Source organism: Plebeiibacterium sediminum, assembly GCF_026013605.1.
In the GTDB taxonomy this organism is placed as follows: domain Bacteria; phylum Bacteroidota; class Bacteroidia; order Bacteroidales; family Marinilabiliaceae; genus Saccharicrinis; species Saccharicrinis sediminus.
Map to the genome: position 1 here is coordinate 60,408 of NZ_JAPDPJ010000026.1, position 16,465 is coordinate 76,872.

Annotated in this window: 18 protein-coding genes and 1 pseudogene; 12 read left to right on the top strand and 7 right to left on the bottom strand. The window is 33.4% G+C overall.

The window, feature by feature from the left end:
• Positions 1–196: 196 nt before the first annotated feature.
• The 4 genes from OM075_RS12350 to OM075_RS12365 all read left to right on the top strand — a co-directional run bounded on the left by OM075_RS12350 (position 197) and on the right by OM075_RS12365 (position 4,832).
• Positions 197–673: an MEKHLA domain-containing protein gene (locus OM075_RS12350; protein WP_301190829.1), complete on the top strand. Its 477-nt coding sequence runs from the start codon at positions 197–199 to the stop codon at positions 671–673.
• 583 nt (positions 674–1,256) lie between these two features.
• Positions 1,257–3,062, top strand: a complete 1,806-nt coding sequence (locus tag OM075_RS12355; protein WP_301190830.1) for a ferredoxin family protein — start codon at positions 1,257–1,259, stop codon at positions 3,060–3,062.
• 2 nt (positions 3,063–3,064) lie between these two features.
• Positions 3,065–3,676, top strand: a complete 612-nt coding sequence (locus OM075_RS12360; protein WP_301190831.1) for an indolepyruvate oxidoreductase subunit beta — start codon at positions 3,065–3,067, stop codon at positions 3,674–3,676.
• A 301-nt stretch (positions 3,677–3,977) separates the two neighbouring features.
• Complete coding sequence (locus OM075_RS12365) at positions 3,978–4,832, top strand: hypothetical protein (protein WP_301190832.1); 855 nt, start codon at positions 3,978–3,980, stop codon at positions 4,830–4,832.
• Between the two features lie 80 nt (positions 4,833–4,912).
• Here OM075_RS12365 and mnmA read toward each other — a convergent pair whose 3' ends face one another.
• Positions 4,913–6,010, bottom strand: coding sequence for a tRNA 2-thiouridine(34) synthase MnmA (mnmA, locus tag OM075_RS12370; RefSeq protein ID WP_301190846.1), 1,098 nt, complete (start codon positions 6,008–6,010; stop codon positions 4,913–4,915).
• Between the two features lie 633 nt (positions 6,011–6,643).
• Between mnmA and OM075_RS12375 the strand changes: the two are divergent.
• The 8 genes and pseudogenes from OM075_RS12375 to OM075_RS12410 form a co-directional block, all read left to right on the top strand.
• Positions 6,644–6,769 (top strand): annotated as a pseudogene (locus OM075_RS12375) (type II toxin-antitoxin system RelE/ParE family toxin); the annotation flags it as partial.
• Positions 6,753–7,058 (top strand): helix-turn-helix domain-containing protein, encoded by a 306-nt coding sequence (locus tag OM075_RS12380; protein WP_301190833.1) that lies wholly within the window; start codon positions 6,753–6,755, stop codon positions 7,056–7,058. The pseudogene OM075_RS12375 and the gene OM075_RS12380, both read left to right, overlap by 17 nt.
• A gap of 138 nt (positions 7,059–7,196) precedes the next feature.
• On the top strand, positions 7,197–8,204 hold the full coding sequence (locus OM075_RS12385; RefSeq protein ID WP_301190834.1) for a tetratricopeptide repeat protein: 1,008 nt from the start codon (positions 7,197–7,199) through the stop codon (positions 8,202–8,204).
• A gap of 56 nt (positions 8,205–8,260) precedes the next feature.
• Complete coding sequence (locus OM075_RS12390; RefSeq protein ID WP_301190835.1) at positions 8,261–8,731, top strand: hypothetical protein; 471 nt, start codon at positions 8,261–8,263, stop codon at positions 8,729–8,731.
• Between the two features lie 27 nt (positions 8,732–8,758).
• Positions 8,759–9,094, top strand: coding sequence for a nucleotidyltransferase family protein (locus tag OM075_RS12395; RefSeq protein WP_301190836.1), 336 nt, complete (start codon positions 8,759–8,761; stop codon positions 9,092–9,094).
• Positions 9,063–9,392: a HepT-like ribonuclease domain-containing protein gene (locus OM075_RS12400; protein WP_301190837.1), complete on the top strand. Its 330-nt coding sequence runs from the start codon at positions 9,063–9,065 to the stop codon at positions 9,390–9,392. The genes OM075_RS12395 and OM075_RS12400 overlap by 32 nt, the downstream gene beginning before the upstream one ends.
• Positions 9,393–9,568: 176 nt before the next feature.
• Complete coding sequence (locus OM075_RS12405) at positions 9,569–10,117, top strand: DUF1697 domain-containing protein (RefSeq protein WP_301190838.1); 549 nt, start codon at positions 9,569–9,571, stop codon at positions 10,115–10,117.
• Between the two features lie 338 nt (positions 10,118–10,455).
• Entirely contained in the window at positions 10,456–10,980 is a 525-nt protein-coding gene (locus OM075_RS12410) for an RBBP9/YdeN family alpha/beta hydrolase (RefSeq protein ID WP_301190839.1), read from the top strand.
• 34 nt (positions 10,981–11,014) lie between these two features.
• Here OM075_RS12410 and OM075_RS12415 read toward each other — a convergent pair whose 3' ends face one another.
• From OM075_RS12415 to OM075_RS12440, 6 genes are all read right to left on the bottom strand, one after another.
• Positions 11,015–11,791: a prephenate dehydrogenase/arogenate dehydrogenase family protein gene (locus OM075_RS12415; RefSeq protein ID WP_301190840.1), complete on the bottom strand. Its 777-nt coding sequence runs from the start codon at positions 11,789–11,791 to the stop codon at positions 11,015–11,017.
• Positions 11,792–11,896: 105 nt separating this feature from the next.
• Positions 11,897–12,976: a bifunctional 3-deoxy-7-phosphoheptulonate synthase/chorismate mutase type II gene (locus OM075_RS12420; protein WP_301190841.1), complete on the bottom strand. Its 1,080-nt coding sequence runs from the start codon at positions 12,974–12,976 to the stop codon at positions 11,897–11,899.
• 4 nt (positions 12,977–12,980) lie between these two features.
• Positions 12,981–14,147: a pyridoxal phosphate-dependent aminotransferase gene (locus OM075_RS12425; RefSeq protein ID WP_301190842.1), complete on the bottom strand. Its 1,167-nt coding sequence runs from the start codon at positions 14,145–14,147 to the stop codon at positions 12,981–12,983.
• 1 nt (position 14,148) lies between these two features.
• Positions 14,149–15,054, bottom strand: coding sequence for a prephenate dehydratase (locus tag OM075_RS12430; protein ID WP_301190843.1), 906 nt, complete (start codon positions 15,052–15,054; stop codon positions 14,149–14,151).
• A 348-nt stretch (positions 15,055–15,402) separates the two neighbouring features.
• A complete protein-coding gene (locus OM075_RS12435) occupies positions 15,403–15,777 on the bottom strand; it encodes a hypothetical protein (protein WP_301190844.1) in 375 nt (124 codons plus the stop codon).
• A 265-nt stretch (positions 15,778–16,042) separates the two neighbouring features.
• Positions 16,043–16,465 (bottom strand): hypothetical protein (locus OM075_RS12440; protein WP_301190845.1); only part of this gene is annotated, 423 nt, incomplete at its 5' end.

Sequence of the window (16,465 nt, forward strand, 5' to 3'; positions counted from 1 at the left end):
ATTCGTTATTTTAAGTAGGAAATTATTTAGTTGTAGTTTCAAAAATGATTTTGTAAGGATTACCTTTGTAAATCGAATGCCACAGGTAATTGATAAGTTGCAAAACAATAGATAAGAGTTATCCTGCTGGTTTTTCTATCTGAAAAAGAAAATATACAATATCCTATTTCAAAAGAATACTATAATACAAAATACAATGAATAATACAGGTGTTCCAAGTAGCGAAAATGCTTACTTAAAAGATTATATACATCAAATTACGAATAGTTTAAAAGAGTTAACAAATATTGAGTTAGTTGACTCTACATTGAGTTTGGAGGAACAAGCCAAGCAGGTATTCAATGCTGATTATGTATTTTTGGCTCATAATGGTTTCAGTGATCCGATATTTAACTATGCCAATCAAACTGCGCTAAATTTGTTTGAAATGTCATGGGAAGAAATAACGAATCTGCCTTCTAAATATTCAGCAGAAAGTGATGAGAGAGGACAACGAGAAAAATTTATTAATGAAGTTACAGAAAAGGGTTATTCAAAAGATTATTCCGGTATCAGAATATCAAAGACAGGCAAAAGATTTAAAATCAAAAATGTAATTCTCTGGAATGTATATGATGCTGAAAACAACAGAATTGGTCAGGCTGCAATGTTTAACGAATATGAGTATTTGTAGCATTTTACCTGAGAAACTTTTAAAGATAATTGGATACAGTTTCAAAAACATATTCTTAAGACATGACCAATGTTTTGAAGTATATACTATAACTTAAGAATATAATCTGGAGCTGTAAATCAGGGCGGGTAGGTCTGAGCAAGAGTCCGGGCCAGTGGTGGAGAGAGGCCTTCAAGGGCGCACTTGAGGTGGACGTGTGTTGGAAGGAATTGGAGGGTGATGTGGGATGAAGGATTCTCTTGGTCTAGCGTTTTTTGCCTACTTTTTTTGGCAATGCAAAAAAGTAGGTAGGGCTTGGGACAACGTCCCAAAACGTAATAAATTCACTAAAATAATTGGTTTTACTTTTGCAGTTAAATCGTAATCTATAATCTGCAATAATTTTATACAATAAGAAGTACACCTATCAACCACATTTTACTCAGATTATTTCTTTATTTCACTAATTCATGATAAAAATCCTATCTTTTTAGAAGAAAGTAGCAGCCAAATTTGCAAGACTTAAGAATTTATCTATTTTTGCGTTTTCGCAAAATAATGATAAAAATCACAAAATAGTGCTGAGAGAAGTCACTTTTGGAATATGGAGAGAGGAAATAAGTTTGCCGTAATGAAAATGATGAATGGTAACGAAGCTGTTGCCAGAGGAGCCTTTGAGGCAGGAGTAAAGGTTGCTTCCGGATTCCCGGGAACACCTTCAACAGAAGTAATGGATTACACCCGTCATTATTACCCTGAGATATATTGTGAATGGTCAACTAATGAAAAAGTTGGGCTGGAAGTTGCTATTGGAGCTTCATTTGCAGGTTATCGTAGTATGGCAATAATGAAAACTGTAGGTTTGCATGTTGCTGCTGATGCACTGGGAGGTGCAGCTGGTAGTCAAATTAACGGTGGACTGGTAATCGTAGTTGGTGATGATGTGGGGCGTACTGCTGGTGATGACTATAATGATGTGCGTCATTATGGTAATATGTTTAATATTCCGGTGTTTGAGCCGGCTGACAGTCAGGAAGCAAAGGACTTAATGGTTAAAGCCTTTGAAATAAGTGAAGAATACTCTACTCCTGTTATATTTAAAATTACATCAGTGATATGTAAAACTACCAGTAAAGTGATCATTGATGATGAAATTACATACGAAGCGAAATGTAACGTTAAATATCCGGTAAGTTTTAGTAAAGTTATCATGACAACCATGATGATGAATGCTAAAGGCTCGGAACATCCAAAATTGACCAAATGCTTTAATGACTTTCCTGCTCACATGAAGCGCCTTGCTTCGGACAGCAATGATTTTGATTTCAACAGGCTGGAGTTGAATGGTAAAAAGATTGGGGTAATTACAGCAGGTACACCTTACTATTATGCCAAAGAAGTTTTACCAGAAGCATCGTTTTTAAAATTAGGCCTTGTAATGCCTCTTCCTGAAAAGAAGATTAGAGAATTGGCAGATCATGTGGATGAACTCTATGTGATTGAAGATGGTCATGATTTATTAGAAAAGAACATCAAGGATTTAGGGGTTTCCGTAGTAGGAAAAGAATTATTTCCAAAATTCCCTGATATGATGCGTTTTACTCCGGATATTATTGAGGAAAGACTTGTTCCTAAAGCTGAAAGAAGAAGTGTTTTAGAAGGCATTCCTTTTAGATTACCAGTTAGTTGTGCCGGATGTTCACACCTCTTTGTGGCAAATATTTTAAAGAAACATAAAATTAAGGCGGCGGCTGATGTTACCTGTGGACTGATAGGTTGCTTTCCTCATATGGAATCCTATTCGCTACAAAAATGTATGGGTTCAAGTATTGCACTATCTCATGGTTATAACGTAGCTACAGATCACAAAGAAAATTTTGTGGCCATGATAGGTGATGGTGGTTTTTGGGCAACGGGAATCAATGGTTTGATGAACCTGATATTTAATGATAGTCAATCAACGGTAATTATTGTTGACAATAGCTGTCTGGCAATGACCGGTGGTCAGCATGTAGCATCAAGCGACTTTGGGTTTAATTATAAGCCTGAAAACAAACTTGAAATATCTAAAGTATGTGAGGCTATTGGAGTAAAAGATATTGTTACTGTAGATGCATACGAATATGATAATCTGGAAAAAGCAATCACCAGTGCAGTAAATGCAAAAACAAATTCTGTTGTGATTGTTAAAAAGCCATGTGTTACAAAGTTCAAACTTCCTAAAAACACACCAAGTTATATTGATCAGGATAAGTGTACAAAATGTAGAAAATGTATAAACCTGGGATGTTTAGCTATTGAGAGTAAAAAGACAAAGGACGGAAAGGTTGATATAGTAATTAATGAGGATCTTTGTGTTGGCTGTGGATTGTGTTCTACGGCATGTAAGTTTGACGCCATAAAATCATAAAAATGCAGGATACAGGAAAAAATATTATCATAGCTGGTTTAGGAGGACAAGGAATACTTCTTTTCAGTAACCTCTTAAGTAAATATTACATGAATCTTGGTTATGAGTTAAAAATATCTGATGTAATTGGATTAGGACAACGTGGAGGGGGTGTAGAAAGTCACTTTAGATATTCAAATAAGCCGGTATTATCTCCTTTTATCAAAGCTGGTGATGTGGATTACCTTATTTCTTTTGAACAAACGGAAACACTAAGATATTTGCATTGTTTGAAAGATGATGGTGTTGTTTTAACCAGTACTTTTGAATTGTCTACTTCCAGTGTAAATACCAGACTGGAAAAAGATATGCCAGAATGCAAAACAGAGATTATAAAAAGATCCGGAAAGAAGACATTTATTGTTGATCCTGATGAGCACAAGAATCCGGATTTTGATATTAGTAAAATGATGAATGTTGTAATGTTGGGTTACTATGCCGAATTAAGAGGCTATTCTCATGACGATATGATTCAGGTAGTGAAGGAAAGTGTTCCTGCAAAATTTGTTGAAGGAAATATAAAGGCTTACCAAAAAGGAACAGAGATTGCCTGCGCTGAACTTGCTGTAAAGTAGGAGGTAGGATAATAGGCCGATAGATCAATAGCTCAATAGATTATTGGTTATCTTTTGTCATGATGGCATGAGTAAAAAGATAAAAAGAAATATAAAGACTCAAGGTCTTTCATATCACAACAAGGAGTAATATCCCTTGTAATTTGCACAAAGTTGTAGTTTCAGTCTGAATAACTGTTGCTACAACTTTGTGCTTTAGTTACATATAAGTGTTAGTTTAATTTTTGATTTGCATTAGTATTCAGATATTGGTCATTGGTGATCTTTTGTCTCTATATTTTTGCTTTATTCGCAATAAAAAATGAAGTTACCAGAAGGTGTCGTACTACTTGATAGTTTAGGCGATTTACAGCCTGACAATACATATCCAATTCTAGTTTGTGGATCGCATTGCGGAGGCAATAGAGCGCTGGCTGCACAGGTAAAATATTGCCATGTGCAAGCCGTTTTTCTTAACAGTGCGGGAGTCGGTAAAAACCATGCAGGAATCAGAGGTTTAAATCATTATGAAGCAGAAAATGTTTTGGCTTGTGCTGTGGATCAAAATAGTGCTGAGATTGGTATTTCTCTTGATACCTGGGAGAGCGGAATCATTAGTCATATGAATCCAAAAGCTGAAGCTGCAGGAATTCAAATTGGTGATTCTGTAAAAGAGGCTGTTCATAAGCTAAGTTCTATTATACAAATAACGTCTTCAACAGAAAAAAATGAAGCTGCAGACTCGCCTGTTAAGGATGAAACAAAGAATAGTAGCAGTAAACCGGAATTAAAAGTACAAACACAAACTCAAATTGATGGGATTGATATTACAGTAACTGATAGTATTACTTTCTTAAACGAGAATAATGCCGGAGATATTGTTATATGTGGATCACATGGCGGAATGAGTGCCGGTCATTATGCTCAAAAGCGTGGTGTTAAAGCTGTATTTTTTAATGATGCCGGAATTGGAAAAAACAATGCCGGAGTAAAAAGTCTTGAATCGCTAAGTGAAGCTGGTATCCTTGCATGTACCGTAGATTGTATGAGTGCAGAGATCTTTAACGGTCAGGATATTCTTGATAATGGAATCATTACCGTTTGTAATGTATTGGCAAAGGATAGAGGCATTACAGAAAAAATGACAGTTAAAGAGTCCATTAAGTTATTGAAGTAAGGTTATGGTACCAGACAAGAAATGAGCTCTTGTCTGGGTAAAGCACATGTATATTTAAATAATTTGTTTTGACAAATAGTCTATTGTGGAGCATTGAATTCAAAATGGTCCACAATTCCTCCTCCAATTACAATATCATTGGTATAAAAAACAATAGACTGCCCGGGAGTAAGCGCCCAAACCGGAGTGTCAAATGAAACCTTAAGTTCTTTGTCCGAGATAATAATCTTACCAGGAGTTGGAGGAACAGCATCCAGTCCGCGGATTCTGATATCTACCAATAGTTCTTCACCCTGGTTGTTGGAATCGCATAAAACAAAGTTATGAATACTCAGGGTATCAGAGTAAAGAGTACTTTTAGGTGCTGTAACAAGTATGTTGTTTTGAGCATCAATTTTAGATACATATTCCCCATGGTTTTTATCTAAATACAAACCTCGCTTTTGTCCGATGGTGTATAAAGGAAAGCCATCATGCTTACCAATGGTTTCTCCCTGTTGGTTTTTAACAATACCCTCAGCAAGTTGCTGGTTAATTTCAGGTTTAAGTCGTGTAATAAAATCCCGGTAGTTTTCGCCTTGAAGGAAACAAATACCCATACTTTCCTTTTTACCAGCCATGTGGTTAAAGCCCAGATCGCGAGCTTTATCTTTTACCTCAGATTTTAAAAAATTACCCAACGGAAATACGCATTTGTTAAGTACGTGTTGAGGCAGGTTCCATAAAAAGTACGACTGATCTTTAACCGGATCAACACCTTTTTGTATGTACGAAATATTGTTCTCATGGTGTAAGCGAACATAATGTCCGGTTGCAATTTTATCACAATTCAGCCTTTCTGATTCCTCGTACAGAAGCTTCCATTTTATGGTTTCGTTACAACGGATGCAAGGATTGGGGGTTCTTCCGTTTAAATACTCATCTACAAAATAATCAATTACTGATGTTCTAAAATCGTTATACACATCCATTACATGATGCTCAATGCTTAATCGTTGAGCAAGATCTTTTGCTTCCTGTATATATCCGTGTGATTTTTCGGAAGAAAGAGGAGAAAGTGTATTAAAAGTGATCCCCACTACCTCGTAATCCATTTGTTGTAAATACCATGCCGACATGGAACTATCAACTCCGCCGCTCATACCTAATAAAACCCTTGTTTTTCCCATGTCGCAAATATATGCTTTTACTTAGTTTCCTTAAAATAAAATGTAAGTAATAGATATTAGATCAAAGACCTTAGATATTAGATATTAGATATTAGATATTAGATGATAGATAATAGAAAATAGACGATAATGTCAATCAGGGATTTAAAGTGATGGTTTCAAAGGCTAAAATAAAATCTATGGAGGCAGTGATTTTCTAAAGTTGAGTGCTGTTGTTAAACGCCTAAAAAAGACATTTATTTAGCATTGATTATAAAAATGTAAAAACAAATGAAAGTATTGACTCAGTAACATTTTGAAAGGTTTGCTCAATAAATCTTTATTTAGCCACTGTTAGATATAATGTCATGCATTACTCAAAAGAAAATTTAACTTAGATGAATTTGAAATTGTTACCTAATTAGCTAACTTTGAAATATGGAGAATAAAATAATTAGGAACATTCTCTACTACAAGAATTACTATCTGGATTTCTTTAATACTCTAGACTTCAAAGTAAAAAGGAAATTGAACTGGACATTAAAACTTATTTCAGAAGTAGAAAGAGTTCCTATAAAGTATTTTAAACACATTGAAGACTCTAAGGGACTATATGAAGTTCGCATAGAAGTTGGGAGTAATATTTATTGAGTATTTAGCTTCTTTGATGAAGGTAAACTTGTAATACTTGTTAATGGATTTCAGAAAAAATCTCAAAAGACTCCTAAAAAGGAAATTGAGAATGCAGAAAAATTAAAAAAGCAGTATTTCGATGAAAAAGGAAAATAGAAATTTAACATCATTTCAGGACCATCTGAATGAACAATATGGTGAAATGGGTACTCCGGAAAGAGATAAATTTGAAGAAGGATTTGAAGCATTTAAGCTAGGGGTAATGATTCAAGAACTGCGAAAGGAAAGCGGATTGACTCAAGTTCAGTTGGCTGAAAAATGTGGGACTACAAAAACGTACATTTCAAGAATTGAAAACAATGCCTCTGATATTAGGTTGTCTACCTTAATGAGAATTATTAGGGAAGGTTTTGGTGGACATTTACGTTTAAGTGTTGAGATTTAAACCAGATAGATCAAATTAGCGATTATATGGCAACATAGCAATTTAGTAAGACAATTAATAGTTAATATAAAGAGTTATCAAATAAGAGGATACAATATTGGCGAGTTCCATATAGCAATTAAAAACAAATTTAACCATATGAGAAAAAGATTAATGATTTTCGGAATCCTGGGTATAGGGTTTATTAATGTGATAGCACAAGAGATACATTCTCCTGCAGAGATTTTTAAGATAATGGAAAAATCGGAGTTATCATATGAGTTGAATTCATTGGAAAATGAAATTTTACCAATAGACAGAAGTGATAACCTGAATTATAATCATTATTATAGAGTAAGTGATAAAAATCAAATATCAACGTATCAATATGACTTAGATAGTTCAGTGCAGGAATGCGTAAACGAAGCTGAAGAGTATTTTCAAGGCAAGAAATTTTCACAGGCAAGAGAAAAGTATCTGGAAGCACTTGAAATGGATTCTTCGTTCTATCAGGTGATGACTTATGTGGGACAAACCTATGGTATTGAGGGTGACTTTGATAAAGCAATAGAGTGGTATCACAAAACAATTAATCTGAACTATATTGATTATATGGCACATTGGTTTTTAGCCGATGCATACAAAACTAAAGGCGAACTTGATAAAGCCGTAGATGAGATTACTATTGCCATGATTTTAAATAGAAATAATCCTCGTATTGTTAATGCTATGAACAACATCTACGAACTTAAGAAACTCAAAACAGAAGACTGGACCTTTAACCCACAAATTAAAATAGATAGTACAGGTGTAAATCAGGTTCGGGTTTCATATGATATTGACTGGTTGGGTTATGCTATGGTAAAAGCCTTATGGAAATATGAACCAGGTTATAAGAAATCTATGGGCGTGAGTGAAGGAACCTTCTCTTCAATAGAAGAAAAAGAGTGTTTTGTAAGCTTAATGACATCCTTTAATAAGAAGAAACTAAAAAAGCACCCGGAATTTAAAGCCTTGCAAATGGCATTGGATAATGATATGATTGATGAGTATATATTTTATGAAATCGTATTACCAGAGCATCCTTTTGTTGCCTATCAATTATCAGCCGATTTTATAAGTGGCATTAAAGATTATGTGATAGGGGTAAGAGGGCATCTAAAATAGCAGATATGCAAGAATAGGGTCATTAGTATCATAATAATGTTGATATATCTAGCATCATGAAGAGGTTCAAACAAATTTCATTCTTTATATTAAGCACCATAGTTACAGGTTTGATTTGCTGTATAATTATGGTGTTTGCTATTATTTTGACTTGTAAAAGTTTTGGAATACGTTTTGAGCAAAGTAATTTATGGGGAACAAGTATCCTGTTTTATCTGACCTTGTTGTTGTTCCCAATCTCTTATTTTATTCAGATTTATAACAGGCATACGATTAAAATCCCCAAGTACTTTACCTGGTTAATATATCCAATGCTATATGTTATTATTTATACAGCATCAATTGTTTTGGGATTGGTTTATCAATACAATATGATGGGGATATCTGAAGAATTAGGTCTATTTGATCAACCTGTAGCCATAAACTTTAACTTAAAAATGTTGAGCTACTTTTATACGGCAGGAATATTGTTTTCAATTGTGATTGAGGGTATCATTTGTAAAAAAATACTACAGATTAATAAATAATTCTGATGATTTAGTAAATTTGTTGATATGAGAGTTAAAGATGACATAAAAAACAGAATAAACGATTTTGCGAATCTATGTAGGAGTCACAAAGTAAAATATTTGTATGCTTTTGGTTCATCCATAACAGATCATTTTGATTCAGATTCAAGTGATATTGACTTAATTGTTGAATTGGATGCTTCTGATCCAATTGAAAGAGGAGAATTTCTTATTGATTTATGGGATAAGTTTGAATTGTTTTTTAAACGCAAAGTGGACTTGTTAACTGAATCATCAATAAATAATCCTGTACTAAGATCTAATATTGACAGGACTAAGATTCTAATTTATGAAGGAAAAGAGCAGAAAGTATTTATCTGATATCTTACGTGCAATAGACCTTATTGAATCCTTTGTAGATGATACCAATTCTTTTGATGAATATCAGAATGATTATAAAACACAAAGTGCAGTTGAGAGACAATTAAGTATCATTGGTGAAGCCGTGAATAAATTTCGGCAACATTGTCCTGATGTGGATTTGGAAAATACTAAACAGATTGTAGGATTTAGAAATCGATTAATTCACGCATACGATAGTATTGATAATTCAATAGTTTGGGTAATCATAAAAAAGTATCTTGCCCCATTGAAAAAGACAGTAAAGGAAATGTTATAGTTTCGTATTTGCTTGGCTTGCTTTAAGTTATGATGGCCCAATAATAATATTAATCAGATAATTTGTCATTTAATAAAGATTACTGCAAAAATGTGTATTCGTATATTTTGCTGTTGTGCTCTTCCTACATTTTTCGTATCATTCATATTTTATTTTTGTAAATCAAAAGCGGTAAAATGATAAAATACATCTCAATTTTAAGGGGAATTAATGTGGGAGGAAAAAAGGTGATAAAAATGGATGCATTAAGAAAGATGTATGAAAACCTGGGCTTTCAAAATGTTACCACTTATATTCAAAGTGGTAATGTTATCTTTAAAGGAGACGATACTGAAATAACTCAAATAACAGAAAAAATATCCCTCCAAATAGAAAAAGACTTTGGTTTTGGTGTTCCGGTTATTGTTTTTACAATTGAGGATTTAAAAGAAATGATAAACCAGAACCCTTTTGTTAACGATAGTAATAAGGATATTTCACATTTGCACGTAACTTTTCTTTCTTCAGAAATAAATTCCGCTAATAAAAATGGTATTAAAGGCAAAAAACAGGATGGGGAAGAAGTCTGTATTTCAGAAAAAGCTATTTATCTCTATTGTCCCAAGGGGTATAGTAAAACAAAACTCACCAATACGTTTATAGAAAATACACTTGGGGTAACAGCCACTACCCGAAACTGGAAAACAACTACAAAGCTTCTACAAATAGCAGATCAAATTGAATAGTGCCAGTAATTGGAATATAGCAGTATAGATACGGCTGTTGGTATATCATATTTATAATAGAATTAATGATCACTTTTTCTTCAGTAATACTACACTTATAAGTGAATCAAATGTGAATGATATGTGACTGAGTAGTGAGTCAATAGTGAGGGGATACCCAAATTCTTACCCTTTTGCTACTTTATTTTTGCGAATTCAATACGGTAAAGGCTATTAAATATATCAGAATGGTAGGATAAATATAAGCAGATAGTGTAACAAAAACTCTATTTTACTGTTTCTTGAATTAAATAACTTGCATTTTTGCATGGCGATAGAAACAGATAAAACAGAATAATATGACATACTATTTTACATTACCTGGATTAGGAGGATCGGATGAAAACCATTGGCAAAGCCTGTTTGAAAGCGCTTTACCTAACATTAAAAGAATTGAACAGGGGGATTGGGATAATCCGGCTTGTGAAGAGTGGATAAAAACTGTTGATGAGGCGATAGATGGTTATGATTTGTCAGAAGTTGTATTTATTACCCACAGTTTAGGTGGGATTACTTTTTCGCATTGGTTTAATAAATATCAAAAGAAAATAAAAGGAGCTTTAATTGTTGCTCCTCCAAATTTAGATGTGGCACCTTCTGAATTAGGATTGGATTCGTTTTTACCGGTACCTAAAAATCAAATACCATTTCCTACTATATTAGTGGCCAGTACAAATGATCCGTGGGCTGATTTGGATGCTTCAAAAAGTATAGCAGAAAGCTGGGGGAGTGATTTTGTTAATGCTGGTGCTTTGGGGCATATTAACACTGCATCAGGCATAGGAGAGTGGCCTGAGGGATTAAAAATACTAGAAAAGTTGTAGTACTTATATAAAAAAAGAATAGGATAGAAATACCCTATTCTTTTATGTTTTGTCTTACTTCAGCAAGATATTCTTTCATCTTGTTACTATCTTTTTCATCAATGATAGCAAGAAGTTCTTTTAATTTTAACCTGATTTTTTCTACTTGCTCGCTGGTAAAAGGATTAAAAAGAATTTCAGATAACAAATAATCATCTTCACTTAATAGTCCTTTAGCAACATCATAATGCTTTTTAAAAGTGGTTCCAGGTGCATCTTGTTTTTTCATTACAGACGCAAAAACCAACGATGATGCAAATGGAATAGACAGTGAGTAGGCAATGGTTTCATCGTGTTCGATAAAACTGTACTCATGAATATTTAATCCTAAAGACAAGAAGAAGTCTTTGAAGAATGTTTTTCCTAAATGATCACCTTCTGAAATAATGATGGCGTGATGTTCTCTTAATGCTTTTAAATTTCCAAAGGTAGGACCAAACATAGGGTGCGTAGAAACATATCGCATACCAACCTCTTCGTAAAACTCTTTAAATCCTGTTTTTACAGAAGAAATATCAGAGATAATACAAGTTTTAGGCAGGTATGGAATCACTTCCTTAAACACGTCAATAGTAAACTTTAAAGTAACTGCATTGATTAATAACTCAGGACCAAATTCTGTAATTTGTTCAAGTTTGGTTAATCTTTGAGTATTAAAGATGTACTTAAGCTTTTCTAAATTTGGGTCGTATATGGCCACTTCATGGTCGAGGCAAAGGGCGTCTGTTAACCAGGTACCCATTTTTCCGGCCCCCAAAATGCAGATTTTCATAAGTTTATTAGATAAGAGATAATAGACACTAGAAAATAGAATTATATATTGAGATAAGGATAAGATGATGAATGATCTCTTATCACTTATCTCAAATCTAATGTCTTATGAATTCATAATTTTATTTTGACGAGTAACAGATTCCTGGTGAATACTTTCAAAAAGTTTTGTCAGGAATTCATCCGATAATCCCATTTTAGCACCTTTTGCCTTACGGTTATTCATAATTTCATCGTAACGGCGGGTTTGTAGGATGGTGATGTTGTTCTCTTTTTTATAACGACCAATTGCCTCTGCAATCTCCATTCTTTTCTTTAATGTTTCAAGAACTTCAGTATCCAAAGTATCGATTTGTTGACGAAGTTCATCAAGTGTTACCCTTGGTTTTTCACCAATTTTAGGAGCACGTAATACAATTTTTTCAGAAATTGCCTTTAGCTCTTCAGGAGTTACCTGCTGGCTGGCATCACTCCATGCTTTTTCAGGACAGCGGTGCGCTTCAACCAATAAACCGTCAAAGTTAAGGTCCATTGCTTCCTGTGAAATCTCATAAATTAATTCTCTTTTACCACTAATGTGAGAAGGATCACAGATAATTGGTAAATCAGGAATACGACGACGTAGCTCAATTGGAATTTGCCATTGTGGGTGATTACGGTATTTTGTTTTATCGTAAGTAGAAAATCCTCTGTGAATAGCAGCTAATTTTTTAATACCTGCCTGGTTGATACGCTCTAATGCACCAATCCATAATTCTAAATCAGGATTTACAGGATTCTTTACTAAAACAGGAATCTCTGTTCCTTTTAAAGCGTCTGCGATTTCCTGAACAGCAAAAGGGTTCGCTGTTGTACGAGCTCCAACCCAAAGAATATCAATTCCGTGTTTAATGGCTTCAAATACGTGGTGTGCATTTGCAACCTCAGTTCCTACAAATAAACCTAACTCTTCCTTAACTCTTTTAAGCCATGGTAAACCTATTGTTCCAACACCTTCGAAAGCACCCGGACGTGTTCTTGGTTTCCAAATTCCAGCTCTAAATATTTTAAAACCTGCTTCTTTAACTTGTTGAGCTGTTTCAAATACTTGTTCTTCAGTTTCCGCACTACAAGGTCCGGCAATCATCCACGGACGTTCCAATTCTAATCCGGGAAGATTAATTTTTTCAAGGTCTAATTTTACCATTTTATTATAGATTTATGCTGTTTTTTATTCTTGTTATTGACTCTTCTAAAACTTCTTGTTTTGAACATAGCGAGATTCTGATGTACTGATCTCCTTGTTTTCCGAAAATAGTACCAGGAGTAATAAATACATGTGCTTCGTTCAAAATTTTATCTGATAAATCAACAGCAGAAGTAATTGTTTCAGGAACTTTAGCCCAGATAAACATTCCACTTTGATTTTTATCGTATTTACAATTCAGGATATCCATAATCTCCCAAACCAATTCTCTTCTTACCAGATACTCCTTATTTACTTCCACATACCAATCTTTTTCAAGCGAAAGTGCTTTTGATGCAGCCAACTGAAGTGGTTTAAACATTCCGCTATCCATGTTACTTTTTACCCTTAAAATATATTGGATAAATGTAGGATTTGCAGCCACCATTCCAATTCGCCATCCTGCCATGTTATGCGACTTGCTTAAAGAGTTTAACTCAATGGCAATGTCTTTGGCTCCTTCAATTCTGAATATGCTTAAAGGATTATCGTTTAAAATAAAACTATAAGGATTATCGTTACAAATTAATATTTCGTGTTTTTTACCAAAAGCAACCAGTTTTTCAAATAACTCAAGTGTTGCATTAGCTCCGGTTGGCATGTTAGGATAATTAACCCACATTAATTTAACCTGTGTTAAATCCATTTTTTCCAACGCTTCAAAATCAGGCTGCCAGTTAAGTTCTTCTTTTAGCTCATAACTTACAATATCAGCTTCAACTAAATTAGAAACGGATGCGTAAGTAGGATACCCCGGGTTTGGAACAAGCACTTTATCTCCTTTGTTTAAGAATGCCATGGAAATATGCATGATTCCTTCTTTTGAACCCATTAGCGGAAGAATTTCCTTGGCCGGATCAATAGTTACTTTAAAATGTTTTTGATACCAGCCCGAAAAAGCATTTCTAAGTTCCGGAATACCAATATAACTCTGATATCCGTGGTTGCCTTCGTTTGCAGAAGCTGCATTTAATTCTTCTAAAACAACCTCAGAAGGAGATCTGTCCGGGTTTCCTATTCCCAGATTAATGACGTCAATTCCTTGTTGACGCATCTCATCTATTTCTCTTAGTTTTTTAGAGAAATAGTATTCTTTAACTTCGCTAATTCGATTAGCTGGCTGTATCATCATTTTAAAAAGTTTTTTGTTCTGATAAAGGTCTGTTGTCGTTGCCAATAGTATCGTACGATCTTTTGCCTACGTGATATTCTCCCAATACTTTTAATTTGCTAATCAAAGGACGAATTGCATCCAGTGATTGTAAGTATCTGTTGTAATCATCAAATACCAAATCAATATAAAACAAATATTCCCATTCGTGTCCAACAACTGGTAACGACTGAATTTTAGTAAGGTTGATATTATAAAAGGCTAAAATGGATAATACCTGAGAAAGGCTGCCTTCAGAGTGGGGAAGAGAAAAGACTAATGATGATTTGTTTACCTGGTTTTTAACCAGCAGATCTTCCACTTCTGTTTTGCCTTTGTCTGAGATAATTAAAAAGCGGGTAAAGTTCCTTTTATTCGTTTCAATATCTCTGGCTAAAATTTCCAGACTGTAATGTTTGGCGGCCAATTCGGGGGCTATTGCGGCAATGCCCTTTAACTGGTTTTTCTGAACCCATTCAGCACTAAAAGCGGTGTCATCTGAAGCAATCATTTTAATATGAGGATGTTTTTTCAAAAACTCTTCACATTGAGCTAAAGCCATTGGGTGAGAATGAACTTCAGTGATATCTTCAATTTTTTGTCCCGGCAAAGCAAGCAGCTGATGTTTAATGCGTAATTTGTACTCTCCAATAATTACAAGACCCGAATCCTTTAATAAGGTATAGTTCTTTAAGATGCTTCCAACCAAAGTATTTTCAATAGCCATAATGCCGTATATGGTATTGTCCTTTTTTATGGTTTCAAACAGCTCTTCGAAAGTTTGACAGGGAACCATTTCCAATTTTTCGGTATTGAAAAAAGCTTTTGCGGCAATTTCATGATTTGAACCGGCTCCTCCCTGAATAGCTACTTGTTTAATTTTATTCATTATATCTATATAATAAAAAAGTCCCACCTCTATGAGGTGGGACTTTAAATTTCTTTAAAATTTATATACTACAAACCCACCTCTTTTTGATTGCTAAATCCAAAAAAGTAAAAGTAAAAGCTATAAAAATATGCTACGTGGGTCATCTCTATTATCTATTTAACGTTGGCAAATGTAGTATAAATAAATTTGTAATAAAAATATATTGTTATAAAATTATTTAAAAATATGCTTGCTGATTATTGTTAGAAATAAATTGACACTTACCAGTGATAATTTATAAGTAGCAAAAAATGAAATATGATTTAATTCATGGTTGTGGCAGATGGATAGATAAGAGATATCATTTTATAGATCCAAGGAATCGTTAGTTAAATAATAGTAAGCATCAAAAGATTCTTCGTTTTGAATAAATTCCCAGTTGTCAATATTAAATATGGGTGAATTATGTTGGTGGTTTTTAACTACTTGATCTTCTACTTCTATCTTGATAGAATCATAAATGTCATATAGAATATCTTGTGATATATATTTAATATTCATTTTAGGGATTACATCATAAATAATTTGTTTTGATTCTGAAGTAGGAATGAATATAGTATCATTATATATATACTCAAAAGAAGAAAATGTAATGATCTTTAAGTTTAAATTGGTTTGATTATTAATATTATAATAAACATAGTATGTGTCATCTTCATTACAAGCAAAAGTTAGACACATTATAATGAATGATAGAACTAAAATTTTCATTTGGTTTAAATATTTATAATGTAATTAATTCCAAAAATAAGCTTCAAAAAGGTCTTTGATATCATCTTTTTTTATCTTCCTCGCAAATTGATAGTAGTTAATCTCTAAACTCGTTTAGGCTTCCTGAGTTGGTTTGATCGATTTGTTTTATATTCCTTCAAATGTAAAATTGTAAATGTTTTATATGGATACGTCACAAAAAAGAGGCTGAATATAAATCAGCCTCTTAGATAAATTATTTTTCTAGATCTAAGGAATCGTTAGTTAAATAATAGTAAGCATCAAAAGATTCTTCGTTTTGAATAAATTCCCAGTTGTCAATATTAAATATAGGTGAACCATGTTGATAGGTTTTAACTGTTTTGTCATTAATAAAAACTTTGATAGAGTCAATGGCGTTAGTTAAAAACAATTCGTAAATTTCATCTTTATCCATCTGCGGAATTAAATCATTTGTTAAAATTCCTATTTCATTTTTAAGAATGTTAATAGTATCTCCATATAATTTAGATGCTTCTGAATATGAGATAACTTTTATATTAAATTCGGATTGATTGTATACGTTATAATATACAGGGAATGTCTCAGGATCATCGCAAGCATTAAAAATAGTTAGTATAAATATAAAGGCTATTATGCTATATCTCATTTCTTTAAT